Here is a 23,266-nt window from a genome sequence, read left to right on the forward strand (position 1 = left end):
CGACATTGGTGCTATTTTTTATTACTGCTGAATTCTTTCAATGAGAGAATTAACTCCCTTGCCAACCTTATATAAAACTTGATCCAACTTTTCTTTCCAACCTGGAGCATTTTCTTTGATCGTTTGCCCGATTTTCTGAGCATTTTCATTTAATTCCTTGCTAATTTTCTTCGCCTGTTCATTGATACTTATTTTTGTCGAGCGTTTACCAGCTAGTTGGTCATTTATAGAAACCACATCAAAGCTTTGTTTTGGAAGATGTTGCACAGATTTCTTCATAATCTCCTTAAAAATCGGTACAACATTGGCAGAACTTGGACTAGGCAGGTAATGTTCGCGGTCGGTTTGATCAAACCCAATCCAAATGGCGCCGACAAGATTTGGCGTATAACCGACCATCCATTGATCCTTCGTTCCACTAATATCACTATATGGTAACTGGGTTGACCCCGTTTTTCCAGCAATTTGCACATCAGGAATTCTGGCACGCCTAGCAGTACCTGTTTCAACAACGTTTAAAAGCATCGATGTCATTTCATCTGTGACTTCTTCTGACGTTACTTTTGTGGATTTTGCTTCATGCTCCGCAATCACATTTCCAGTTGGGCCGACTATCTTAGTAATTAAATGACTGTCTTCCCGCTTTCCGCCATTCGGGAAAGCTGAAAAGGCGTTAGCCATTTGAAGGGGGGAGACCCCTGTACTCATCCCGCCCAGTGCAATGGCTAGGTTCTTATCTGCTTTTTCCACAGGGATACCGAACCTCTTCAAGGAATCGATCCCCTTATTTAATCCAATCTCATTTAACAACCATACTGCTGGGATATTCAGCGACTTCTCTAGCGCTTTGTACATTTCAACCTTTCCTTCATAGGTCTTTGAAAAATTCTCTGGTTTATAGTTTCCGAAGTTTGTTGGTTTATCAACGAGTTCAGATGAGTATTTATAACCTTCTTCAAGGGCCGGTGTATAAACGGCCAGTGGTTTAATCGACGACCCTGGCTGTGCTCGTAATTGGGTCGCACGGTTAAAGCCGCGGAATATATGCTCACCACGTCCGCCAACTAGAGCACTTACTCCGCCTGTAGCTGGGTCCATCAGAACCGAGCCACTTTGAACAAGTTTTCCCCCTCTACTGCGTGGGAACAAGTAGTCTTCACTATACACTTTTTCAAGATCAGACTGAAGATTTTGATCCATTGCCGTGTAAATTCGATACCCTCTAGTTAGGATTTCTTCTTGTGTTAAACCATATTTATTGATTGCTTCATTCAGGACTGCATCCACATAATATGGATATTTTCGTTCCACATTGCTTCCGCCGCCATCTTTAAGGCGAATTTTTTCTTTTTTAGCTTTGTTATATTGCGAGCTAGTAATCATCCCTAGTTCTTTCATTTTACTTAATACAGTATTTCTTCTTTTCATGGCTAAGTCATAGTTATTGTAGGGATCTAGGTAATTCGGTGAATGGAGCAATCCAGCAAGCATAGCTGCTTCACTGACAGTAACATTTTTGATATTTTTATCAAAGTATTTTTTTGATGCATTGCTGATTCCCCAGGACCCGCTTCCAAAATAAACTTGATTAAGGTACATTTGTAAAATCTCGTTTTTGGAATAAACCTTTTCGATTTTTACCGCTAAAAAAAGTTCCTCCGCTTTTCGCTTATAGGTTCGTTCCGGTGACAAAAGGGCATTCTTCGTTAATTGCTGGGTTAACGTACTGCCGCCGCCTGTTATCCTGCCTGCAAACAAGTTACTGAAAAAGGCACGAGCAATCCCTTTAATATCAAAGCCGCCATGCTCATAGAATCGTTCATCTTCGATTGCCACGACCGCATTGGGGACATACTTTGGCAGCTCCTCGATTTTTATACCTTTGGTCCGATTGGTGGCAACATTACTTGCGATTTTCCCTTTTTTATCATAAATAACGGTCGGTTGACTGAGCCCTTGCTTCAGTGATTCTACATTCGCTCTCATCGCAATCCAGCCAAAGTAGAGAATGGTTGATAAAACAACGACTAGGATTAGTAATAATAATATTTGTGTTAAATGTTTATTTTTCCAGAAACGAACAATCTTTTCCCAATAAGGATGCAATTTCTCCATGTGATCTCCTTACTTTCAATAAGTAATTTTCAATCCATTATAAATATTATCTATTAAAAAGACTAGTAAAAACCCATATAGCAAGTAATATTTCCATATGTAACCAAAAAAACTTAAGAGACGGCTAACCATTTGTAAAAAAAATATATAAACTTTGTAGGGGGTAACCGAGTTTGCTTCGTCTATTATGGTGAAGTGATTGGAAAACAGGAGGATATTATGATAACAATAAAAAACCTAAGCCATGACTTTGTGATTGGAAAAAAAGGGAGACAAACGATCATACCGGTACTTAGAGATATTTCTTTTAGTGTCGAGGAGGGTGAAATCGTCACTATTGTTGGCAGAAGCGGGTCCGGAAAGTCTACGCTCCTTAACTTAGTTAGTGGTTTTATTCATCCGAAAGAGGGTGAAATTTGGATTAGCGGGGAAAAAGTATCAGATTTAAATGAATCAAAATTTTCGGACTTTCGAATCAATTATTTAGGATTTATTTTTCAAAGCTTTCAATTGATACCGAGCATGACCGCTTTTCAAAATGTAGAATTGCCGTTGATATTAAAGGGTGTGCACGAGAAGGAAAGAAAAATGCAGACCGAAGCGATGCTGCAAAAAGTGGGATTGCTAGATTACCAGGATCATTATCCTGGAGAGCTGTCAGGAGGGCAGCAGCAGCGGGTAAGTATCGCCCGGGCCTTAATTGTCAATCCCCCGATTATTCTTGCCGATGAACCAACAGGCAGCCTTGATAGTGAGACAGAGGAAGAGTTATTGAAATTCATTAAAGAATTAAACAGGGATTTGGGCATCACCTTTTTGATTATCACTCATGATGACAAGGTCGCTGATATCGGGAACCGCAAGATTGAGTTAAAAGATGGCCGAATTGTTGAGGAGGTGCTTGTATGAAACTAAGAGACCAATTCCGCTTCGTCCGCCAGAATATGAAGAAAAATAGAACAAGAGTATTTATGACGATTCTTGCAACCGCAATGGGTTGTGCCTTCTTAATTGTGCTCGCCTCTGTAGGGTTTGGTTTACAGAAATCAGTGGTCAAGGAAATTACCGAACGGAGGGTCATTACCCAAATAGATGTTCATGGTAAGGAAACAAAAGATGAAGGGGTGTATCGCCCTTTAAATGATAAAGATGTGAAATTATTTGAAAAGATAAACGATGTAAAAGCGGTGACAAGAAGAAAAATGTTACAACAGGAAGGGGCTTTTACAATTGGGAAATACCAAGAATCGGCGCCAACCTTTGTGGCAAATTTTCCGGCTGAAATAAGAGCTGGTTTTGAATTATCGGAAGGCCATTTGCCAAAGGGAAAAAATGAAGTGGTCGTTGGCTATAATTTCTTAACTAATCTCGCTGACAAGGCTGCGGGGGATGATCTGTATGATGAAAAGGGGCAGATTAAAGCAGAGTATCTTTATAAAGGAGAATTACTTGGAAAAGACATTGTATTAACAGTCCGGCAGTTTAAAGACGGAAAACAAATAGAAAAAACGTTCCCATTAAAAGTAGTGGGTATCTCTAAAAAGCCAACAAAAGAATGGGCACAGGATAGTAGTGTCTTTATTTCCGATGAGATGTTAACTGAAATTGAAAGGTTTACGGGGACACCGAAAGGATACATGTTGGATGTAAATACAAAAGAGGTACCAGATGATCTTGTAACCAATAAAAATATGTATGATGAAGTGAAAATTTACGCAAAAAACATGGAAGCAGTCCAAAGTATTTCTGACCAATTAAAAGAAAAGAATTATGCTACCTATTCTGTTGTCAATGAACTAAAAGAAGTAAACATGGTTTTTATGATTGCCAAGGCAGGATTAATCTTTATTGGGACCATCGCGATACTGATTGCTTCCATTGGTATTTACAATACGATGACGATGGCGGTGACCGAGCGGGCCCCTGATATTGGAATTATGAAAGCAATCGGTGCCAATCCGAAAACCATTAAACGAATCTTTCTGCTTGAAAGCAGTTATATTGGGCTAATCGGTGCCCTTATTGGGACAATCGTTTCTTATGGGATTAGCTATACGGTTAATTTTGCGATTCCATTAATAATCAAACAGGCATTTGGCCAAGAGACAGATTTAAACCTAATTTTTAGTGATATTCCGCTTGTTTTACCAATTATCTGTGTTGTGATTTGTTACGCTGTAACTATCATTTCAGGATTACGCCCAGCACAGCGCGCAACAAAGGTCGATGTCTTAAAAGCTATGAGAAGAGAAGTGTAATGGGTAAAAGATAAAACCCATGATACTAGCGGACAACCATTTCCTCGTCCAAGCATATGTTAATAGAAAGATTGTTTAACAAAAATGGAAGGGGATGGGGAAATGATCAACTGGAAAGTCCGATTAAGAAACAAGAACTGGGTAATCGCATTTGTATCTCAAATTATGATTGTAGCTCAGATGCTGCTAGCGTGTTTAAATTCCTTTGGAATCATTGATTTTCAACTGTCAGATGCCATTCAGAATGGTGTGTTAACCTTTGTTAATGCCGTCTTTGTTGTGTTGTCGATGTTAGGAATTGTACAGGATCCAACCACAAAGGGGTATAAGGATAGTGAACGGGCGTTGACTTACAAAGATCCAAACTAATGTATAAAGGGCAGTTCCAAATTGGAACTGGCTTTTTGTTCTTAGAACAGTGAGAAAATTCTTTACATTAGCCACACAAATTGTTTTACTAGATATGGACTGAAAAATTTTGTGAGAGGCAGTACATATTTATGGTAAAAATAAAAAGCTATATCGGACAATTTCACCCGATCGTGTGGGTTTTATTAATTGGCACCGTTCTATCAAGAGGCGCTTCTTTTATGACGCTTCCTTTCCTTTCCATTTACTTATCTAGGCATATGGATCTGTCGCCAATCGTCATCGGTTTAACCGTTGGGATGAGCCCATTAATGGCAACAGTTGGCGGTTTTATTGGCGGTCATTTATCAGATCGGTTTGGGCGAAAACCTGTTATGCTTATTTCTTTGTTTACAGTCGCATTTGTTTATTATGGATTTACGGTGGCAACTGGTGAGGGCTGGTTTATCCTTTTAAATGCATTAAACGGACTGTGCAATTCATTTTTTGAACCAACCGCTCAAGCCTTAATGGCCGATTTAACCGATAAGGAAAAGCGGATGAAGGTATATTCCTTGCGATATACTGCCATGAATATTGGGGCATCGGCAGGTCCGTTAGTTGGAGCCTACTTAGCTAATACATCAGCAAAGTTATCGTTTGCAATAACTGGAACCACCTATTTATTGTATGCAATGGTGCTGGTAATCCTAATGAAGAGGCTAGTCTTAACTAAGCCCGGACAAAGCAAAAAGGGTGTCTCCTTTGGTGATGCATTTAAAATTATTAGGACTGATAAAGCATTAAGGTATCTAATCATTGGTATTATTTTAGTCAACATGGGCTATGTTCAAATTGATTCCAACTTCCCGCAAATACTTGAAGGTACAGTCGAAAATGGCATTGTCATTTTTTCAACGCTGATCACGATAAATGCTGTGATGGTTGTTTTCCTGCAAATGCCCATTAGTCATGTTGCTGAGAAGTTCCGGTTAATGCAGGTAATGGTTATCGGTGCTGTATTTATGGCAGCAGGATTAGTTGCCTTCAGTTTTGTAAACGGCTGGGTAACTGCCATTCTGGCAATTGTTTTCCTAACAATAGGTGAAATTTTAATTTTCCCATCCAACAGTATGATGATTGATCAATTGGCACCAGAACATTTGCGTGGTACATATTTCGGGGCAGCACAATTTCGGAAAATTGGAAACTTTTTAGGGCCGATTATTGGCGGCTTTTTACTTAGTCAGTTTCAAGGCCAAATCATGTTTTGGGTACTTACGATCACAACCTTGGGTAGTGTGGTTTTCTTCTTAACAGGAAATAAATTTTATAGTATTAACGAAAAAACTCCAAACCTTGAGAAAACAATTTGATGAATATAAAAAATGCCTCTGGATACTAAACCAGAGGCATCATCTTTATCTTAAAATATCTTCAATTCTTACTAGAGTTTCATCGTTCAACTTTACACCCGACGCTTTCACGTTTTCTTCCAATTGCTCGGGACGGCTTGCACCGACAAGTGCACTGGCTACATTCTTTTGCCGCAAGATCCAAGCAAGGGCAAGATTAGCAAGGGAAAGGTTATTGTCTTGGGCAACCTCTTTTAAAAGTTCTACTTTATCAAGGTTCTCATCCGTTAACAAGCCAAAAAGATTGCTGTATTTTTCCTGTGAAGCCCGGCTGCCTGTTGGAGCTTGTTGTCCTTTTTTATATTTTCCAGTCAGCACACCCTGGGCAAGCGGGGACCAGACAACCTGCCCAATTCCATGCTTTTCGCTTATAGGTAGTACTTCTTTTTCAATATAACGCTGCAGCATGCTGTATTGCGGCTGATTGACTACTATGCGGTCCAGCAGCTTTTTATCGGCAAGATGAACTGCTTCGGTAATTTGTTCAGCCGTCCACTCACTCACACCAACATATAAGACTTTCCCTTGACGGACTAAATCATCAAGTGCACGTAAGGTTTCGTCGAGCGGTGTTTGAGGGTCATACCGATGGCAATAATAAATGTCTACGTAATCAGTGTTAAGACGTTTAAGACTGGCATGGCATTGTTCGATGACATGCTTACGAGATAAACCTTTATCATTCGGACCATCACCCATTGGCCAGAATACTTTAGTAGCCAATACATAAGAATCGCGGACATATTTTTTCAGTGCCTTACCTACAACGATTTCAGCTTCCCCACGCATATAAACATTGGCAGTATCAAAAAAGTTGACCCCTAATTCATATGCTTTATCGATTGAAGCAGCAGCATTTTGTTCCTCTACATAGCCTCCATATGTAAGCCAGCTTCCTAAGCTTATTTCACTTACTTTCAAGCCCGTGTTTCCTAAGCGACGATATTCCATATAATTAAATCCCTCCTAAAAATTTCGTAACTCAAAATAAAAATACAACAAAATTTACCTAAAAGTCCACAATTTAGTGAGTATTTTGCTAAAATAAGAATATCCAGATAGTTCCATGGTGAGCTACGCATGATTTTGATCATACTTTTCAGATGTTTTTCGAATATGATTAATCATCTGTTTGAAAAGGAGTCCTTAAAATGTGGTTTTGGATCATTATTTCAGCACTATTGATTGTCCTATTGCTGGTAGTTGAGGAGTTTTTCTATTATTTTTGGAATCGTTATTTGTATGGGCCAAATATAAAAGGGAAAAGGAGATGGTTGAGCAGACTAGTATTAGGTACCATTGTGTTAATCAAAAGGTTGTTCCGTGGAAGAGAAAAAGAAGTACCTAAAACGAAGACAGATAAGGGCCTCCCATTATAGGGGAGGCCCTTATCGTTTTATGTCTAGCTCCAGCGCCTAGGGGCTCGGGGTCATAAGCCAATCCGTCATGAAGGTCAAAAAACAACCTTCACGCCGGCTCGTCTTATGCCTGTCGCCCCTGAACGAGGCGCTTCCGCTTTTCTTAATTAGTAGGATTCTGTTTTTTCTTTTTCTTATTTAAATAACTACCAAAGGTATCGATGACGAAAAACAATAGAAATAAAAAAATAATTACATATTCAGCAGGCTCCATTACTTTAAAAGGGTTTATCGCCTTCCAAATAATTCCTGAAATGCCTATCCCCATCATAAGATCTAGTGAAACAATTAGAATTACGCTAAAAGTCGCCAATAAGCCAGTTACAAAAAATATTTTCAACCTCATCACACCTTTTGGGATCATATTGTCTTTATTCTTTAATTCTTAGCAGTTCCTTATTCCAATTTAAAATGTTTAACATGCTTGATTTAACCGTTTCAATGGGATAAAGTGGTAGCCTTTGGGCAATATATCCAATAATGGATGAAAAGTAATAAATAATCGTAAGCGAGGCGGGTATTGTGTCGATTTTGTCTAAAATGCTCAAAAATAAACAAAAAAAGAGACAGGACGATAATTATAAGCAAAAACAAGATCCGCAAAAACCAGAGGATTTGCCTATTCTAAGGGATTATCAAGAGAATATTTCTCATTTAAAAAAGGAGACTGGCAATAGCAGCGATGTAAACGTCCGCGAGTTTAAGATTGGTTCTCATAAAGGCGGACTTGTTTATATTGATGGATTGGCTAGTGATCAAGCTATAGCCGACTTTATTCTAGAATCCGTGATAGAAAAAGAAGTACCCGTAGGACCAATAGATATTTTTCAATTCATGATGGATGAAACAATGGCACTGGGAAATGTAAAGACCATTGAAAATTGGAATCAAGTATTTGATTCATTATTGTCTGGAAATACCGTCATCTTTTTGCAAGGATGCAACAAAGCGATTAGCGGCGAAACCAAAGGATGGGAAAAGCGGGCCATTTCAGAACCCTCAACCCAATTGTCGATTCGAGGTCCAAAAGATTCGTTTACAGAGACACTCCGGACGAATACTGCTTTAATCCGCCGTCGTGTAAAAAGTCCTAACTTACGGGTAGATTCTATGAAAATAGGTACTGTTTCCCAAACTGATATCGCCATCCTCTATATTGATGGAATTGCCAATGACAAAATTGTTGGTGAAGTTAAAGAAAGGCTTCAACGAATCAATATCGATTCCGTCCTCGGTTCTGGTTATATAGAGCAATTAATTGAGGATCAAACTTGGACAACATTCCCAACAACGTACCATTCCGAAAGACCGGATGTCGTAACATCTCATTTATTGGAGGGGAGAATTGCGATTGTTTGTGATGGCACCCCATTTGTGGTGACGGTTCCAGCTATCTTTATTCAATATTTCCAAGCACCGGATGATTATTATTCACGATTTGACATTTCAACAGGTATACGAATGTTAAGAATTTTAGCCTTCCTTATTGCCGTAATTGGACCATCTGTTTATATTGCAGCGACTACCTTTCATCAAGAAATGATTCCGACGACCATGGCAATCGCTATTGCTGCCCAACGTGAAAGTGTTCCATTTCCAGCCTTTGTTGAGGCATTAATCATGGAAGTAACGTTTGAAATATTAAGGGAAGCGGGTTTAAGACTTCCAAGGGCTGTCGGCCAAGCTGTATCAATTGTAGGGGCTCTCGTTATTGGGCAGGCAGCAGTACAGGCTGGGTTCGTCTCGCCTGTAATGGTTATTGTTGTTTCGATTACAGCAATCGCGAATTTTTCCACACCCGTTTTTGCTATGGCAATTGCAGCAAGATTAGTTCGCTTTGTTCTAATGGGATTAGCGACAGTGTTGGGGTTTTATGGAATCATGTTAGGGCTAATGTTCATGACGATCCATTTATGTTCACTCCGTTCATTTGGAATTCCGTACATGATGCCGCTCGCCCCTTTTAATCTTCATAATCAACAAGATGCGTTTGTTCGTTTTCCTGTCTGGGCTATGAAAAATAGACCCATGTTTATAAGCAAAGGCAATATTAAAAGAACCGGGGAAAATCAAAAGCCTGAACCCCCTAAACAATCGGAAAGTCAATCTAAAAATGGTGAAGAGTAATGAAAAAATGGTTACTAGTTATCTTGGTATTAATAATGTCTATGCCAATACTAAGTGCATGTTGGAATCAGAAAGAGCTCACAGATTTGGCCTTTGTGATGGCACTTGGTATTGATAAGGGTGAAGACGATTTATATCATGTCTCGTTTCAGCTTGTTAATCCCGGGAACGTTTCAACAGGTACAACCGGAGGAGGCCAGGGTCTGCCGATTGCCGTTTATAAAAGCAAAGGGAGGACGATAACTGAAGCAGCCAGGAATGCAACAAAAAAAGTTTCACGACGGTTATATTATGCACATACCAATTTAGTGGTTATAAGTGAAGAGGTAGCTAGGGATAGAACTTTAATGCTTAACATGTTGGATGCCTTTGCAAGGGATCCAGAGTTTAGAACTACTACAGAAATCGTTATTGCAAGAGATTCTAGCGCAGAGGAAATCGTTACTACTCTGACTATTCTTGATAAACTGCCTGTTACCAAAGTTACTAAAGAGTTAAAATTTACAGAAGCAATGAAAGGCGAGAATATGAGTATAAGTATTGATGATTTGATTGACGGGATTGTTGGAAATGGGAAAGAACCGATTTTAAATGGTTACCAACTAATTGGTATGAAAGAAGAAGCCAACAAGGCAACCAATTTGCAAAAAACAACAACCGATGCTTTTCTCTCAGCAGATGGACTAGCGGTCATTAAAGATGGGGCAATGATTGATTGGATTGAAAATAAAAAGGCTCGTGGGGTCATATGGATTTTAAACAAAGCCAAGAGTACCGATATTACGCTTAAATGGAATGGAAAGAAAAATGCCCTTAGTATCGTCCCTATTCGGTCAAAAACCAAGGTTTCACCAGTATTTAAAAACGGAAAACCCGTTATCAATATAAAGATTGAGAACGAGGGCTGGGTGAGTGAAGCAAATACACCTATTGATTTGATGGATCCAAAAACGATTGAAAAAATTGAAAAGTTGACGGAGAAAGCAATTAAGAAGGAAGTACAGTCGACAGTGAAGGAAGTAAAGCGGCTTAAGTGCGATATCTTTGGGTTCGGTGATGTTGTTCATAAAGCCAATCCTGAACTATGGAAAAAGCTAAAGGGAGATTGGAACAATAATTATTTTGCAGACCTTGAAGTGAATGTTAAGGTGGATTCTTACGTCCGGAGGGAAGGGGTTCGGACGAATCCGTTTTGGTCAGATATTAATAAATAATGATAGATATAGAATGAGGGGGGCGCTCGTACATGGAAAAGGCAAAAATAAGTGGATTCCAATTGTTCGTGCTTATTGTATTGTTCGAAATGGGCAGCGCACTTCTCCTTAGTCCCGGGTCAGAAGCGAAACAGGACGCCTGGATCGCTATATTGTTCGGCTTAGCTGGCGGAATCATTGTCTTTTTTATTTATTATCGCCTACATATGTACTATCCTGACCTGCCTTTAACGAGTTATCTTCAAAAAATAATAGGAAAATGGTTTGGAAAGTTAATTGGTTTTTTATATATAGTCTATTTTATTTATATCGCATCAAGAGTTTTACGAGATTTCGGAGAGTTATTAACCACAACGATTTATAATAGTACACCCCTATTTGTTATCAATACTTTAATGGTTGTAACTATTATCTATGGGATCCATAAGGGGTTTGAAGTATTAGCGCGAGTTTGCGAAATTTATTTTGGAATTGTCTACCTTACAGCGATAGTCGGCATGTTTTTAATTACCTTTTCTGGTTTAATTCATTTGGGGAATCTAACCCCAATCTTAGAGGACGGATTGAAACCTGTTATTAAAACATTTTTTAAAACAACCCTCACCTTTCCCTTTGGAGAAATGGTTGTCTTTACGATGCTGCTCCCATTTTTAAATGATAAGAAAAAGGCTAAAATTGTTTGTTTAGGCGGGATGATATTAGCGGGTATTAATATCACCATTACAACTATAGTAAATATTTCTGTTTTGGGCGTGGGTCTCTTTCATCGATCTACGTTTCCCTTATTAACCACAATAGGGAAAATCCAAATTGCCGATTTTCTTGAACGATTAGATGTATTATTTATGCTCTATTTAATTATTGGCGGTTTCTTTAAAATTGCAATTTATTATTATGCTGCGGTGGCCGGTGCTGCTGATATTTTTCATTTTAAAAATCAACGCAAGCTTGTGTTTCCAATTGGGATGATCGTTTTATTTTGTTCGATAACAGTTGCCTCTAATTTTGCAGAATTTATAACAGAGGGTACTGGTGTTGTTCAGGATTTTCTGTCGTGGCCATTTCAAATTATCATTCCCTCCATCTTACTAATCATTGCGTTTTTTCGTAATCGAAAGAAAAAAACTAGCCCAGCATAGGCTGAATTGGTTTTGGAAGAATGTGCATTGCTCAGAAGTAATATATAACCCTTTTTAAGGGGGGGGAACAAACGTACATGGAAAAAGTAAAAATAAGTACAACCCAATTATTTGTCCTAGTTGTATTATTTGAAATGGGTAGTGCTATTCTGGTTGGAATTGCATCAGGTGCCAAACAGGATGCATGGATCGCTGTATTGTTGGGTTTAACCGGTGGATTAATGATCTTCTATGTTTATTATCGATTATTTGTGTACTATCCTGACCTACCCTTAACTAGTTATCTTCAAGAAATTATTGGAAAGTGGCTTGGACGGTTTATTGGGGTATTATATGTAGTCTACTTTTTATATTGTGCATCGAGGGTTTTACGCGATTTTGGAGAGTTATTATCTTCAACCATTTATAACAGTACACCTTTATTTGTGATCAATTCCTTAATGATTCTTACGATAATTTATGCTATCCATAAAGGATTTGAAGTAATATCGAGGGTTGGAGAAATTTTCTTTGGAGTTGTCTATGTGACAGCGATATTAGGTATGCTGTTAATTGTCTTTTCTGGTTTGATTCATTTAGGAAACATAAAGCCAATTTTAGAACATGGGTTGAAACCTGTCATAAAAACATTCTTAACACAAACCATTACCTTTCCATTTGGGGAAATGGTCGTTTTTACGATGCTGCTTCCATTCCTAAGGGATAAAAAGAAGGCTAAGATTGTTTGTTTGAGCGGGATGATCTTAAGTGGAATAAATATTACCATTACAGTAATTGTAAATATTTCTGTATTAGGTGTAGCTCTCTTTTGTCGATCTACTTTCCCACTTTTAACCACAGTAGGGCAAATTCAAATTGCTGATTTTATTGAGCGTTTAGACGTATTATTTATGCTATATCTAATTATTGGAGGTTTCTTCAAAATTGCGATTTACTTTTATGCAGCAGTAGCTGGTGCAGCAGATATTTTTCAAATTCCGAATCAACGCAAAATTGGCTTTCCTTTAGGACTGATTGTCTTATTTGCATCTGTTACTATTGCTTCCAATTATGCAGAACATATAAAGGAAGGTTTAGTTTTAGTTCCGCTATATTTGCATTGGCCATTCCAAATTATCATCCCGTCTTCGTTACTGATTATTGCTTTTATCCGGAATAGGAAGAAAAAGAAAAGCCCGGCATGATCGCGCGGGCCTAAACTATTTGTTATACTTTTTCATTGGCCAATCTGTGGGTATTTTTCAGAGTATCTTGTTTAACAGGCAGGGCTATCTGGACAGATGTCCCTTGATTCTTTTGACTGTCGAAATGAATCGTGCCTTGGTGCGATTGAACAATCTTGAAACTTACCGTTAATCCTAGCCCAGTCCCTTTTTCTTTTGAGGAGTAAAATGGTTCGCCGATTCTCTCTAATCTTTCTTTTGAAATACCGCAGCCATTATCATCAATATTAATTACTACTTTGTTTTCTTCTGTCTTTTTTAAATCAATTGAAACAGTTCCACCATTAGGTGAAGCTTCAATTGAATTTTTAATAAGATTGATGAATAATTGCTTAAGTTGGTTGGGTTCACACTCAATAACGATTTCATTTTCCGGAAAGGAGGATTCGATTTGAACATTATATAAACTGGCTTCTGTGCTTAATAGCGAGATGACATCCTTCAATAACTTTTGAAGGTCTGCACGGGTATATTTTAATATTTGCGGTTTGGCTAACAACAATAGTTCTCCAACAATATGATTTATTCTGTTTAATTCGTCTAACATAATTTGATAATAGTTTTCGTGCTTTCCATCTTCCATTTGTAGAAGCTGTACAAACCCTTTTAAAGATGTCAGTGGATTCCTAATTTCATGTGCTACACTTGCAGATAATTCACCCACAATCGATAACTTTTCCGTCCTTCGAAGGCGCTCTTCAGTTTCTCTTAATTTGGTGACATCACTGCCATAGCCAATAATTCCAGCAATCTTCCCATTAATAATGATTGGGAGGGAGGTACATTGTAATATGATTCGATTCCCGTTTGCATGTGGAATGTTTATCTCATACAAGACAGGTTTAATTTCTTCAACAACCGTGGAAATAAATTTAGGCAGAAATCTGATATACTTTTTCGGTAATAAATTTTTAAGATTTTTTCCAATTATTTCTTCTCGTTTGAAGCCGGTAATGACATCATATTGTGAATTTAAATTGGTAACCGTTCCACTGAGATCCATCATATAAACAATATCTGGACTGTATTCAAACAGTGATTTATATTGTTGCTGACTTTCTGCTAATTTTAACGCCATTTCTTTTTTCTCTGTAATGTCCCGTCCGATGATTACCAAGCCTTCCCGGCTGCCATCACTATTAAATAAAGGCACTTTAATCGTGTCAAATATTCTTGCTGATCCATCTGGGACAGGGAGGACTTCTTCAATACGGGTAATGCCCCGATTATTCCATGCCTCTTCATCAGAAATTTCACAATATCTAAGAGCATCACCATAAAAGTCAGTATAATTTGCTAATTCAGAGTCCTTTTTCCCTCGATAATCCACATTCTCAAGTTGAAACAATTGTAACCCAAATTCATTGGCTTCAATCCATCGACCTTCGCCATCCTTAAAGTTAACAAAATCAACCATTGAATTAATTAATGTCGATAGACGTTTTTGATCTTCCTTAGAAACAGATAATTCCTCTTTTTTACTGATAAAAAAATAAAGAAATCCTCCAGTAACACATATATATAACATCTCTTTTGCCCTCTCAACCACATTAACTATTGAAGAGGGAATAAATTTTTCAATTAAATAATTGGACCCAAAGATCCAGATAATACTTGAAATTAAGTAAAACAGGATCAGCTTTTTTTTATCCATGGAAATCTCCAGTTCTTTTCAATAAATATGGTACATAGTCTATAGTACTAGAAAATCCATTATTTTGGAATAATACAATTGTAGAAATAGTAGAAATCCAATAATTATTGAATTCTTTTTCCAAGAATAAGTAAATCTCTCTCGACACCATCTAATTCAGCTATATTTGGAAGATGGGCCCATTTTTCAAAACCAAAGCCGTTAAAAAGCCTAATACTAGGTTCGTTATGACCAAAAATAAAACCAAGCAGGGTTTTGATGTTCAAACCTGGACAAGCATCCATTGCTTTTTGAATTAAAAATTTACCCAGTTTTCTCCCACGAAAGTCTGGATGAATATAAATACTGATTTCTGCTGTTGCATTATAAGCTGGGCGGCCGTAAAAGGATTGGAAGCTTACCCATGCGCAAATTACACCTTGATCTTCAACAACCCATAATGGACGAAAAGCGGGTGAATGTTCATGAAACCATTGGATCCGGTTCTCCACTGTAATTGGTTCCAAATCAGCTGTAACCATCCTGCTTGCTATGGTTGTATTGTAAATATCAACAATTGCCGTCAAATCACTAATATTTGCATCCCTAATCGTAAAGTCTTCAATCATGTCATTCACCACTCCAGATTTTTTTTATCTAATAGATTTTATATTATCTTTTGGGAGAAACATAAGCAATATTGTCATAACATAATTTTTGTGAAAAAAGAAAAACCTTTTCTCGAAATTGTTTTCCGAGAAAAGGCCTTTTCTTCTAATGACAGTATATCTATAACTGCCATTACTCGTTTCTTTTGCCAAAACCTTACCAGCGGTGGGCCTTGGCATTACTCCTTAAAATGATCTGGTTTTGTGACATTTTTGTTTGCCCATTAACCTGTGCTTTGGTATGCTTCGCTCTCGTTGTACCATAATGAAATAGCTCAGAGTGCGGATCTAATTGATCTTTATAGCTCATCAAATCACCTCATCAAAGGATTTGAAACGAAGATATTCTACTGAATATCATAGTTAGCATTTGTCAAAAAACAGGAAAATAGTCATTAAAACCAAAATAATTAAATCTAAATAAACACTTGTATTATCTGAAAGTTCGGAATAAAATAAAGTTACATACCAACCGGTAGGTATGCTTAATAATGGTTTAGCATATGATTATTTAACGGCATGATCAATTAATCTTAGAATAAGAATGGAGTGAATGATATGTATTTACGTTTGACTGATGAACAAAAAATGGTTCAAAAAACAATTAGGAGATTCGTAGAAAAAGAACTCATTCCACTTGAAAATGATGTCCTTAGAAATGAACGTGAAGGTAAACCAAGTCTTCCTGCCGGTAAACTTAAGGAATTGCAATTAAAAGCTAAGGAAGCTGGATTTTGGGGAATTAATACTCCCGAAGAGTACGGCGGGGCAGACCTGGGCCAAATGATGATGGCGATTGTGTTAATGGAGGTTTCAAAAACATTTGTACCGTTTCAGTTTGGCGGCAGTGCTGATAATATCCTATATTATGGGAATGAAGAACAAAAGAAAAAATATTTAATCCCAACAATTAACGGAGATAAAAAGTCTTGTTTTGCCATGACAGAGCCTGGTGCTGGTTCCGATACAAGAAATATTAAAATGACGGCTGTAAAAGACGGAAATGAATGGGTCCTAAATGGTGAAAAAACATTTATTACTGGCGGAAATGAAGCCGATTTTGTGATGGCAATAGCGATTACTGACAAAGAACTTCATCAATCCACATATGGACGTGAAGGAGTAACATGCTTTATTGTCGACCGAGATATGGGCTGGAAATCAGAGTATATACATACAATGGGAGAATGGGGACCAGCCGGCCTTGTATTCGAAAATGTCCGTGTACCAGAGGAAAATATCCTTGGTGAGTTACACAAAGGCTATAATCTCGGTCTGGAGTGGATCGGTTTTGCGCGCTGGGTCGTAGGGGCAAGAGCTGTCGGAACTGCCGAACGTTTGCTGCAAATGGCGATTGATTATGCGAAGGAACGGGTCACTTTTGGTAAACCAATTGCCGAAAGACAAGCAATCCAATGGCAAATTGCTGATTCAGCAGTTGAAATTGAAGCAGCAAAGTGGCTCGTCTTGAACGCTGCTTTCACCTTAGATAATGGGGAAGATAACCGGCACTTAGCATCGATGGCAAAATTATATGGTGCAAATATGGGAAACAATGTCGTCGACCGTGTCCTTCAGATTCACGGCGGGATGGGTTATACAAGAGAATTACCAATTGAGCGATGGTACCGTGAAGCGCGACTATGGAGAATTTACGATGGCACAGATGAAATTCAACGCATGATTATCGCGCGGAATCTGATTAAAGGCCATGTTAAGATCGGTCAATATGTATAAAAAATGTAAGCGCAATCAACAAATTCATTAAACCGGAGGAGAATAGAAATGGCAGGAAGATTTGCAGGAAAAGTAGCTTTTGTAACGGGTGGAAGCCGTGGAATCGGAAAAGGAATCGTTGAGCTTTTTGCCCAAGAAGGGGCGAAGGTTGCTTTAATTGATTTGAATGAAGAGGCGTTAAGTGAAACAACCAGTGAATTGAAAGAAAAAGGTGTAGACGTGTATTCGAAAGTTGCAAATGTCGTGGATGCGGAGCAGGTTGAAACCGCGATGCAAGAGGTTTATGAGGCATTCGGGTCCATTGATATTCTTGTTAATAATGCAGGAGTGATTCGCGATAATCTGCTTTTTAAAATGACAGATTCAGACTGGCAAATGGTCATGGATGTACACTTAAAAGGATCATTCAATGCGGCCCGTGCTGCCCAAAAATATATGGTCGAAAATAAATACGGGCGTATTATCAATATTTCATCGACTTCTGCACTTGGCAATCGCGGTCAGGCCAATTATGCTGCTGCGAAGGCGGGGTTGCAGGGCTTTACAAAAACACTTGCAATTGAGTTGGGGAGATATGGGATTACCGCGAACTCGGTAGCCCCTGGATTTATTGAAACAGAGATGACTAAAGAAACTGCTGCGAGAATCGGGATTCCATTTGAACAGCTTATTCAAGCAAGTGTCACAGGTATTCCAGTCGGCAGAAGTGGGAAGCCAGAAGATATTGCCAATGCAGTTGCCTTCTTTGCTGATGAAAAATCATCGTTTGTTAATGGTCAAGTGATTTATGTTGCTGGCGGACCAAAATGCTAAATAGATGAGGTGAAGGTGAATTGTTTAAAGAACTGATAGGTAAACAATCGAACAAGGTTAAAAATGTAGTTGAGAGAGGAGCCATTAAGAAATTTGCAGAAGCAATTGGGGACCTTCATCCGATTTATTTTGATGAGGAAACGGGAAGAAAGTCTAGATATCAAACCAATATTGCTCCGCCAACCTTTCCAAGAACATTTGATTATGGTGACATTGAAGGATTAAACCTGCCAAATAAAGGTTTAATCCATGGTGAACAAACGTTTCATTATGAACGTCCTTTAAGAGTAGGAGAGGCGATATTCTGCTATTCCAAAGTGAAGAATTATTTTGAGAAAAAAGGAAACTTCGGTGAGATGGGGTTTCTGATTCTTGAAAGCTTTGGTGAGGAAGCGGAGGGTGGTTTGATATTTAGTTCAACTTCTACGGTTGTCATATCAGAAGCTGTGAGGAAGGTGTTGGTTAAATGAGTACACTCACACAGTTACAAGTCGGCGAGTCTGTAAAAGAAATTCAACTGGATCCTGTCTCAAGGATGGACCTTATTAAATATTCAGGTGCATCTGGAGACTTTAACCCGATCCATACAATTGATGATGAGGCAAAAAATGCGGGATTACCAGGAATCATTGCTCATGGAATGTGGACGATGGGGAATCTTGCCAAGCTTTTTACTGCCTATTATGAAGAAGGCTTTATGAAAGATTACTCAATCCGCTTCAAAGGGATGGTATTTTTAAATGACGTAATCACCTTAAAGGCTACATTGAAAGAAAGGCAGGATAAAAACCTGCGCTTTACGGTCCAGGCTGTGAATCAACAGGGGAATGAAGTGTTAAAAGGGGAAGTTTTGTATCAACAATATTAAGCATGTATGAATTCTGACCCAGCACCAAGAGGACCTCTCTTTATGGTGCTGGGTTTATTGCTATCTATATTATTTTGTCTTACAACTTCAACTGACACAAATAAAGGAAAGTATGGGCCATGCACTATTGTTTGGATAAATGTTTCTAGTATATCAATGAAAAAATTGACGAATAAATGGATGTTGAATATTGCGAAAATTTTGATATCATAATGATTATCTACATACCAACTGGTTAGTATTTAGTCGCTGATTGAAAATTCGAGGGTTTCGTTTTAGGCAGTTCACCAGTTTTGGCTGAAAAAGGGTTCATTAAAAAAGACGCTATTATATTAGGAGGAACCACCAATGAATGTAAAAGAGTTGTTTGATTTAACAGGAAAAGTAGCTATTGTTACTGGCGGAGGCAGAGGACTAGGACAGCAGATCGCTGAGGGCTTCGCGGAAGCGGGTGCTAATGTTGTGGTTTGTTCAAGAAGATTGGAAGCCTGTGTAGAAATTAGTGAAGGGCTAAAAAGAATGGGTGTAGAGAGTATTGCATTAAAATGTGATGTCACAAATCCAGAGGATATTAAAAATGTCGTCGAGCAAACAGTGGAACGTTTTGGGCGAATCGATATTCTTGTTAATAATAGTGGTGCATCCTGGGGTGCACCGGTCGAAGAAATGCCGCTCGAAGCGTGGAAAAAGGTGATGGATGTCAATGTAACAGGAACTTTCTTAATGTCTCAGGCGGTTGGTAAGGTCATGCTTCAACAAAAATCTGGAAAAATAATCAATATTGCTTCAGTAGCTGGTTTAAAAGGCAGTAATCCCAAGTATATGAATGCCATCGGCTATAACTCTAGCAAAGGGGCAGTGATTACTTTTACGAAGGATTTGGCAGTCAAATGGGGGCCAAGTGGTATTTATGTAAATGCGATCGCCCCAGGATTTTTTCCAACGAAAATGTCTAAAGGGTTGCTGGATCATGGGGGAGAGGCCATTCTTGAAGGTACACCCCTAAGGAAGTTTGGTTCTGAAAATGACCTAAAAGGCGTTGCCTTATTCCTAGCCGCTCCAGCGTCTGATTTTGTAACAGGTGATGTCGTAGTGGTCGATGGTGGTGCCCATGCGATGTAGGGGATACGCTCATTTATGTAGAGGATTCTCTCATTGAGGTTGACTATTCGCTCATTGAAATGAGGGAATTCCACAGTTAAACTGGTATTTTCTCGTAGTCATAGTAATTCGCTGATAGAACCGGAGAATACGCCGATTGAACACAGAAATTCGCTGATAGAATAGAAGAATTCTCTACGACCCCCTAATTCCTTTGGACACGAACAGGGTTGAAATTATACACTTGTGACAAGAATAATGTCCAAGGTTAGGGGGTCTTATTAAATGGCAAAAAGAAGGATTGATGCTCTAGAAGACGTCAAAAAGAGTTATGTCCGAATGGCTATTGAAAGTGGAAATAATACTACTGTAGCCCGAAATGCAGGAATCGACCGAAATACGCTGGCTAAGTGGATTAAGGAGTATGGGGATGAAGTTAGGGAACAGATGGATGATCCAACTACTGCAATTCTTTCTGCTGAACCTACAAAAGAGGAATTGAAAGCCAAGTATGAACAGGCCATGAAGTTGCTTGGCGAAAAGGAACTGGAAGTAGCCATGCTTCGAAACCTTTTAAAAAAAAATCATTACCGGCCCTAACGGTCCTAGAAGAGGTTCGGATTTGGGCAGAGGAGGGATTTTACATTAATAGGTTGACTGATGCAGTAGGAATAAACCGGTCTTTGTATTATTACCACGCTGGAGAAGAAGTGATAGAAAGCAAGGGAAAACGTGGGCGCCCTTATCCAGGCTATTCGAAAACAGAATCAGGCAAGTTGGTCCCAGACTCCCAAATTGAAGAGTATTTGATGGAAGCCATTGAAGGTGAAGCCGTGGTATATGGGGTAAAGAACCTGACGCAATTACTTAAGGATGAACATCATTTGGTCATCAATCACAAAAAAGTCCATCGTTTGTGTGCTAATCTGGGAATCCTCTTGCCACAAAGGTCAGGGAAGCCTAAATACCCTAGAAAACTTGTAAGAAATCGGCTAATTACAGCACCAAACCAACTTTGGCAGCTTGATATTAAATATGGGTCGATCGAAGGTAGCCGCAGGTTCTTCTATCTAGCAAGTGCCATTGATGTATTCGACAGAAGCATAGTAGGCTATTATAGGGGATCGAAGTGCCAAGCCCAGGATATTACAGGGATGCTTAAAGAGGCAATTATCAGAAGGGGTCTGGAAGTACCCGAGGAAAATAGTGGGCACTGCATTATCATACGAACCGATAATGGACCACAATTTGTAAGCAACCATTTCGGTGAATTCTGTGAAACAAATAAGGTTTATCATGAAAGAATTCCTCCGAGATCACCAAATTACAATGCCTTTATTGAATCTTTCCACAGTATAATCGAGCGGGACATATTCGGTCGTTACTCATTCGAGTTTTTTGAAGAGGCATACTACCGGATTGACGAGTATATGGAATTCTATAATCAAAGGAGATACCATGGTAGCTTAAGACGTATGTCCCCTCTCAAATTTTATGAGAAATACAAAGATAGCGAGTTCCCCGCCGAAATGGCGATTAGCCTGTAAAGCAGGCATAGGTACTCCTTCTTCACTTGCAGACCAAGCAGATGAAGGAGCGAAAGGGTCAAGCGGTTTGGGCTTGACGCTGTAGTGTAATCATCTATAATGGCGAAAAGTGAAGAAGGATTACCCAAAAATCAAAAACTAAGATAGAGCGAGAAAACAATAGCTAGTGTTAGGAATTAGGGGGTCAAACCGAATTCGCCGATAGAACTAAGAAATTCGCCGATAGCATCCCCGTTTATACTGATAGTGGACCATATAAGGTCCCTGTAAATATAAAAAGACAATAATTTTCCTGAAAATGCTCAACTTTTAATAATAATAGTCAAATTCAAGAGGTGAAAATGCTATGAAAAGAGATGCGGTCATTGTTTCAGCCGTCAGAACGGCGATTGGCAGACAGGGTATTGCTCTTGCTGGGATTCCTGCCCATGTTTTGGGCGCAGAAGTCATTAAAGAAGCAGTTAAACGAGCAAATATTAACCCAGAAACCATTGATGATGTCATTTTTGGAAATGTCCTCTCTGGAGGTGGAAATATTGCTAGATTGACAGCATTACAGACAGGATTATCATTGGATTTACCTGGATTAACGGTTGACCGGCAGTGCGGTTCCGGAATCAATGCTATCAATCTCGCTGCTCAAGCAATTCGTGCTGGTGATGGCGAAATCTATATTGCCGGAGGGACAGAAAGCATGAGCCGTGCTCCATATTTGATGGATCGGCCTGAAAAACCATTTAGTCCAATACCGCCAAGTTTTAGAAAGTCACAGCTATCACCGAAAGAAATTGGGGATCCGCCCATGGGAATTACCGCTGAAAACTTAGTTGAAAAATATCAAATTACAAGAGAAGAACAAGATCAATTAGCCCTTCAAAGTCAACAGCGCATGGCGATCGCGATGAAGGAGGGTCGATTCGATGAGCAAATTGTCCCCATCAAGATTCCCGTCAAAAAGGGAGAACAGCTTATTTTTAAAACGGATGAGCATCCACGGCCACAAACAACCTATGACGCTTTGGCAAAACTGCAGCCAGCTTTTCTTAAAGGCGGAACCGTTACTGCTGGCAATAGCTCGGGCTTAAATGATGCCGCATCAGCCCTTGTGATTATGTCGAGAGAGAAGGCTGAGGAATTAGGCCTAACCCCGCTAGCAGTGATTCGTGCATATGCAGTTGCTGGTGTAGACCCGAACATTATGGGAATCGGACCTGTCCCTGCTGTAAAAAGGGTACTCGAAAAGTCTGGATATTCGTTAAATGATATGGACGTTATTGAAATAAATGAAGCATTTGCAGCGCAGGTATTAGCATGTAATCGCGAACTGGAGATGGACCTTGAAAAAGTAAATGTAAACGGTGGAGCTATCGCCCATGGACATCCACTCGGGGCAACAGGTGCGATCCTAGTCACAAAAGCAGTCTATGAATTAAAACGATCAGCTGGGAAATATGCGCTGATTACTGCCTGTATCGGTGGCGGGCAAGGAATTGCTACAATCATCGAGCGTGAATAATTTGTGGTTTCAGGTACCTAAGGGGAGCGGGAGGGAGACTTTGTCTCCTTCCCGGTTAAAAATGTAAAAAGGTTTTTTTATAAAATGACAGCGTTTACAATAAACTCTACCAATCTATTAAACAAG

At 39.0% G+C, this 23,266-nt stretch carries 23 protein-coding genes; 17 read left to right on the forward strand and 6 right to left on the reverse strand.

Annotated elements, in window-relative coordinates; all coding sequences use genetic code 11:
* Nucleotides 1-21: 21 nt before the first annotated feature.
* Complete coding sequence (locus tag QNH17_RS11610; RefSeq protein WP_283878818.1) at nucleotides 22-2,115, reverse strand: transglycosylase domain-containing protein; 2,094 nt, start codon at nucleotides 2,113-2,115, stop codon at nucleotides 22-24.
* 219 nt (nucleotides 2,116-2,334) lie between these two features.
* On the opposite strand from QNH17_RS11610, the gene QNH17_RS11615 reads away from it, so the two are divergent.
* The 4 genes from QNH17_RS11615 (at nucleotide 2,335) to QNH17_RS11630 (ending at nucleotide 6,097) form a co-directional block, all read left to right on the forward strand.
* Complete coding sequence (locus tag QNH17_RS11615) at nucleotides 2,335-3,024, forward strand: ABC transporter ATP-binding protein (RefSeq protein WP_283878819.1); 690 nt, start codon at nucleotides 2,335-2,337, stop codon at nucleotides 3,022-3,024.
* Nucleotides 3,021-4,373, forward strand: coding sequence for an ABC transporter permease (locus tag QNH17_RS11620; RefSeq protein ID WP_283878820.1), 1,353 nt, complete (start codon nucleotides 3,021-3,023; stop codon nucleotides 4,371-4,373). Before QNH17_RS11615 ends, QNH17_RS11620 begins: the two co-directional genes overlap by 4 nt.
* 102 nt (nucleotides 4,374-4,475) lie before the next feature.
* The gene (locus QNH17_RS11625) at nucleotides 4,476-4,742 is read left to right on the forward strand and encodes a phage holin (RefSeq protein WP_283878821.1); all 267 of its coding nucleotides are present in this window, start codon (nucleotides 4,476-4,478) and stop codon (nucleotides 4,740-4,742) included.
* Nucleotides 4,743-4,873: 131 nt separating this feature from the next.
* The gene (locus QNH17_RS11630) at nucleotides 4,874-6,097 is read left to right on the forward strand and encodes an MDR family MFS transporter (protein ID WP_283878822.1); all 1,224 of its coding nucleotides are present in this window, start codon (nucleotides 4,874-4,876) and stop codon (nucleotides 6,095-6,097) included.
* Between the two features lie 45 nt (nucleotides 6,098-6,142).
* Here QNH17_RS11630 and QNH17_RS11635 read toward each other — a convergent pair whose 3' ends face one another.
* Nucleotides 6,143-7,087, reverse strand: coding sequence for an aldo/keto reductase family protein (locus QNH17_RS11635; RefSeq protein WP_283878823.1), 945 nt, complete (start codon nucleotides 7,085-7,087; stop codon nucleotides 6,143-6,145).
* Between the two features lie 200 nt (nucleotides 7,088-7,287).
* Between QNH17_RS11635 and QNH17_RS11640 the strand changes: the two genes are divergently transcribed.
* Complete coding sequence (locus QNH17_RS11640; RefSeq protein ID WP_283878824.1) at nucleotides 7,288-7,515, forward strand: hypothetical protein; 228 nt, start codon at nucleotides 7,288-7,290, stop codon at nucleotides 7,513-7,515.
* A 142-nt stretch (nucleotides 7,516-7,657) separates the two neighbouring features.
* Here the strand turns inward: QNH17_RS11640 and QNH17_RS11645 are convergent, their stop codons facing one another.
* Nucleotides 7,658-7,894: a YczF family membrane protein gene (locus QNH17_RS11645; RefSeq protein ID WP_283878825.1), complete on the reverse strand. Its 237-nt coding sequence runs from the start codon at nucleotides 7,892-7,894 to the stop codon at nucleotides 7,658-7,660.
* Nucleotides 7,895-8,094: 200 nt separating this feature from the next.
* Here QNH17_RS11645 and QNH17_RS11650 point away from each other — a divergent pair, with 200 nt between their 5' ends.
* The 4 genes from QNH17_RS11650 (at nucleotide 8,095) to QNH17_RS11665 (ending at nucleotide 13,218) form a co-directional block, all read left to right on the forward strand.
* Entirely contained in the window at nucleotides 8,095-9,681 is a 1,587-nt protein-coding gene (locus QNH17_RS11650; protein ID WP_481858620.1) for a spore germination protein, read from the forward strand.
* Nucleotides 9,681-10,895: a Ger(x)C family spore germination protein gene (locus QNH17_RS11655; RefSeq protein WP_283878827.1), complete on the forward strand. Its 1,215-nt coding sequence runs from the start codon at nucleotides 9,681-9,683 to the stop codon at nucleotides 10,893-10,895. The genes QNH17_RS11650 and QNH17_RS11655 overlap by 1 nt, the downstream gene beginning before the upstream one ends.
* A 32-nt stretch (nucleotides 10,896-10,927) precedes the next feature.
* Nucleotides 10,928-12,034 carry a GerAB/ArcD/ProY family transporter gene (locus QNH17_RS11660; RefSeq protein ID WP_283878828.1) on the forward strand — a complete coding sequence of 369 codons (1,107 nt, stop codon included), beginning with the start codon at nucleotides 10,928-10,930 and terminating at the stop codon, nucleotides 12,032-12,034.
* A gap of 77 nt (nucleotides 12,035-12,111) precedes the next feature.
* Complete coding sequence (locus tag QNH17_RS11665) at nucleotides 12,112-13,218, forward strand: GerAB/ArcD/ProY family transporter (protein ID WP_283878829.1); 1,107 nt, start codon at nucleotides 12,112-12,114, stop codon at nucleotides 13,216-13,218.
* Nucleotides 13,219-13,240: 22 nt separating this feature from the next.
* Here the strand turns inward: QNH17_RS11665 and QNH17_RS11670 are convergent, their stop codons facing one another.
* From QNH17_RS11670 to QNH17_RS11680, 3 genes are all read right to left on the reverse strand, one after another.
* Nucleotides 13,241-14,911 carry a PAS domain-containing sensor histidine kinase gene (locus QNH17_RS11670; RefSeq protein WP_283878830.1) on the reverse strand — a complete coding sequence of 557 codons (1,671 nt, stop codon included), beginning with the start codon at nucleotides 14,909-14,911 and terminating at the stop codon, nucleotides 13,241-13,243.
* Nucleotides 14,912-15,015: 104 nt separating this feature from the next.
* Nucleotides 15,016-15,519, reverse strand: a complete 504-nt coding sequence (locus tag QNH17_RS11675) for a GNAT family N-acetyltransferase (RefSeq protein ID WP_283878831.1) — start codon at nucleotides 15,517-15,519, stop codon at nucleotides 15,016-15,018.
* 196 nt (nucleotides 15,520-15,715) lie between these two features.
* A complete protein-coding gene (locus QNH17_RS11680; RefSeq protein WP_098575339.1) occupies nucleotides 15,716-15,868 on the reverse strand; it encodes a YpzG family protein in 153 nt (50 codons plus the stop codon).
* A gap of 248 nt (nucleotides 15,869-16,116) precedes the next feature.
* Between QNH17_RS11680 and QNH17_RS11685 the strand changes: the two genes are divergently transcribed.
* The 8 genes from QNH17_RS11685 (at nucleotide 16,117) to QNH17_RS11720 (ending at nucleotide 23,140) form a co-directional block, all read left to right on the forward strand.
* Nucleotides 16,117-17,295 (forward strand): acyl-CoA dehydrogenase family protein, encoded by a 1,179-nt coding sequence (locus QNH17_RS11685; protein WP_283878832.1) that lies wholly within the window; start codon nucleotides 16,117-16,119, stop codon nucleotides 17,293-17,295.
* A 48-nt stretch (nucleotides 17,296-17,343) separates the two neighbouring features.
* Complete coding sequence (fabG, locus tag QNH17_RS11690; RefSeq protein ID WP_283878833.1) at nucleotides 17,344-18,108, forward strand: 3-oxoacyl-ACP reductase FabG; 765 nt, start codon at nucleotides 17,344-17,346, stop codon at nucleotides 18,106-18,108.
* A gap of 20 nt (nucleotides 18,109-18,128) precedes the next feature.
* On the forward strand, nucleotides 18,129-18,578 hold the full coding sequence (locus QNH17_RS11695; protein ID WP_283878834.1) for a MaoC family dehydratase N-terminal domain-containing protein: 450 nt from the start codon (nucleotides 18,129-18,131) through the stop codon (nucleotides 18,576-18,578).
* Nucleotides 18,575-18,976, forward strand: a complete 402-nt coding sequence (locus QNH17_RS11700; RefSeq protein WP_283878835.1) for a MaoC/PaaZ C-terminal domain-containing protein — start codon at nucleotides 18,575-18,577, stop codon at nucleotides 18,974-18,976. The genes QNH17_RS11695 and QNH17_RS11700 overlap by 4 nt, the downstream gene beginning before the upstream one ends.
* 348 nt (nucleotides 18,977-19,324) lie before the next feature.
* On the forward strand, nucleotides 19,325-20,098 hold the full coding sequence (locus QNH17_RS11705) for an SDR family oxidoreductase (RefSeq protein ID WP_283878836.1): 774 nt from the start codon (nucleotides 19,325-19,327) through the stop codon (nucleotides 20,096-20,098).
* Nucleotides 20,099-20,362: 264 nt separating this feature from the next.
* The gene (locus QNH17_RS11710) at nucleotides 20,363-20,677 is read left to right on the forward strand and encodes a hypothetical protein (RefSeq protein ID WP_283878837.1); all 315 of its coding nucleotides are present in this window, start codon (nucleotides 20,363-20,365) and stop codon (nucleotides 20,675-20,677) included.
* Between the two features lie 20 nt (nucleotides 20,678-20,697).
* Nucleotides 20,698-21,624, forward strand: coding sequence for an IS3 family transposase (locus QNH17_RS11715; protein ID WP_283879490.1), 927 nt, complete (start codon nucleotides 20,698-20,700; stop codon nucleotides 21,622-21,624).
* A 346-nt stretch (nucleotides 21,625-21,970) separates the two neighbouring features.
* Nucleotides 21,971-23,140 carry a thiolase family protein gene (locus tag QNH17_RS11720; protein WP_283878838.1) on the forward strand — a complete coding sequence of 390 codons (1,170 nt, stop codon included), beginning with the start codon at nucleotides 21,971-21,973 and terminating at the stop codon, nucleotides 23,138-23,140.
* Nucleotides 23,141-23,266: the final 126 nt, after the last annotated feature.

It is taken from the genome of Neobacillus sp. SuZ13, from assembly GCF_030123365.1.
Classification (GTDB): domain Bacteria; phylum Bacillota; class Bacilli; order Bacillales; family Cytobacillaceae; genus Neobacillus.

What these genes read in the sequence shown, in the direction of transcription:
- QNH17_RS11610 (WP_283878818.1), bottom strand. Translation starts at nt 2,115, where the DNA reads ATGGAGAAATTGCATCCTTATTGGGAAAAGATTGTTCGTTTCTGGAAA.
- QNH17_RS11615 (WP_283878819.1), top strand. Translation starts at nt 2,335, where the DNA reads ATGATAACAATAAAAAACCTAAGCCATGACTTTGTGATTGGAAAAAAA.
- QNH17_RS11620 (WP_283878820.1), top strand. Translation starts at nt 3,021, where the DNA reads ATGAAACTAAGAGACCAATTCCGCTTCGTCCGCCAGAATATGAAGAAA.
- QNH17_RS11625 (WP_283878821.1), top strand. Translation starts at nt 4,476, where the DNA reads ATGATCAACTGGAAAGTCCGATTAAGAAACAAGAACTGGGTAATCGCA.
- QNH17_RS11630 (WP_283878822.1), top strand. Translation starts at nt 4,874, where the DNA reads ATGGTAAAAATAAAAAGCTATATCGGACAATTTCACCCGATCGTGTGG.
- QNH17_RS11635 (WP_283878823.1), bottom strand. Translation starts at nt 7,087, where the DNA reads ATGGAATATCGTCGCTTAGGAAACACGGGCTTGAAAGTAAGTGAAATA.
- QNH17_RS11640 (WP_283878824.1), top strand. Translation starts at nt 7,288, where the DNA reads ATGTGGTTTTGGATCATTATTTCAGCACTATTGATTGTCCTATTGCTG.
- QNH17_RS11650 (WP_481858620.1), top strand. Translation starts at nt 8,095, where the DNA reads ATGCTCAAAAATAAACAAAAAAAGAGACAGGACGATAATTATAAGCAA.
- QNH17_RS11655 (WP_283878827.1), top strand. Translation starts at nt 9,681, where the DNA reads ATGAAAAAATGGTTACTAGTTATCTTGGTATTAATAATGTCTATGCCA.
- QNH17_RS11660 (WP_283878828.1), top strand. Translation starts at nt 10,928, where the DNA reads ATGGAAAAGGCAAAAATAAGTGGATTCCAATTGTTCGTGCTTATTGTA.
- QNH17_RS11665 (WP_283878829.1), top strand. Translation starts at nt 12,112, where the DNA reads ATGGAAAAAGTAAAAATAAGTACAACCCAATTATTTGTCCTAGTTGTA.
- QNH17_RS11670 (WP_283878830.1), bottom strand. Translation starts at nt 14,911, where the DNA reads ATGGATAAAAAAAAGCTGATCCTGTTTTACTTAATTTCAAGTATTATC.
- QNH17_RS11675 (WP_283878831.1), bottom strand. Translation starts at nt 15,519, where the DNA reads ATGATTGAAGACTTTACGATTAGGGATGCAAATATTAGTGATTTGACG.
- QNH17_RS11680 (WP_098575339.1), bottom strand. Translation starts at nt 15,868, where the DNA reads ATGAGCTATAAAGATCAATTAGATCCGCACTCTGAGCTATTTCATTAT.
- QNH17_RS11685 (WP_283878832.1), top strand. Translation starts at nt 16,117, where the DNA reads ATGTATTTACGTTTGACTGATGAACAAAAAATGGTTCAAAAAACAATT.
- fabG (WP_283878833.1), top strand. Translation starts at nt 17,344, where the DNA reads ATGGCAGGAAGATTTGCAGGAAAAGTAGCTTTTGTAACGGGTGGAAGC.
- QNH17_RS11700 (WP_283878835.1), top strand. Translation starts at nt 18,575, where the DNA reads ATGAGTACACTCACACAGTTACAAGTCGGCGAGTCTGTAAAAGAAATT.
- QNH17_RS11705 (WP_283878836.1), top strand. Translation starts at nt 19,325, where the DNA reads ATGAATGTAAAAGAGTTGTTTGATTTAACAGGAAAAGTAGCTATTGTT.
- QNH17_RS11710 (WP_283878837.1), top strand. Translation starts at nt 20,363, where the DNA reads ATGGCAAAAAGAAGGATTGATGCTCTAGAAGACGTCAAAAAGAGTTAT.
- QNH17_RS11720 (WP_283878838.1), top strand. Translation starts at nt 21,971, where the DNA reads ATGAAAAGAGATGCGGTCATTGTTTCAGCCGTCAGAACGGCGATTGGC.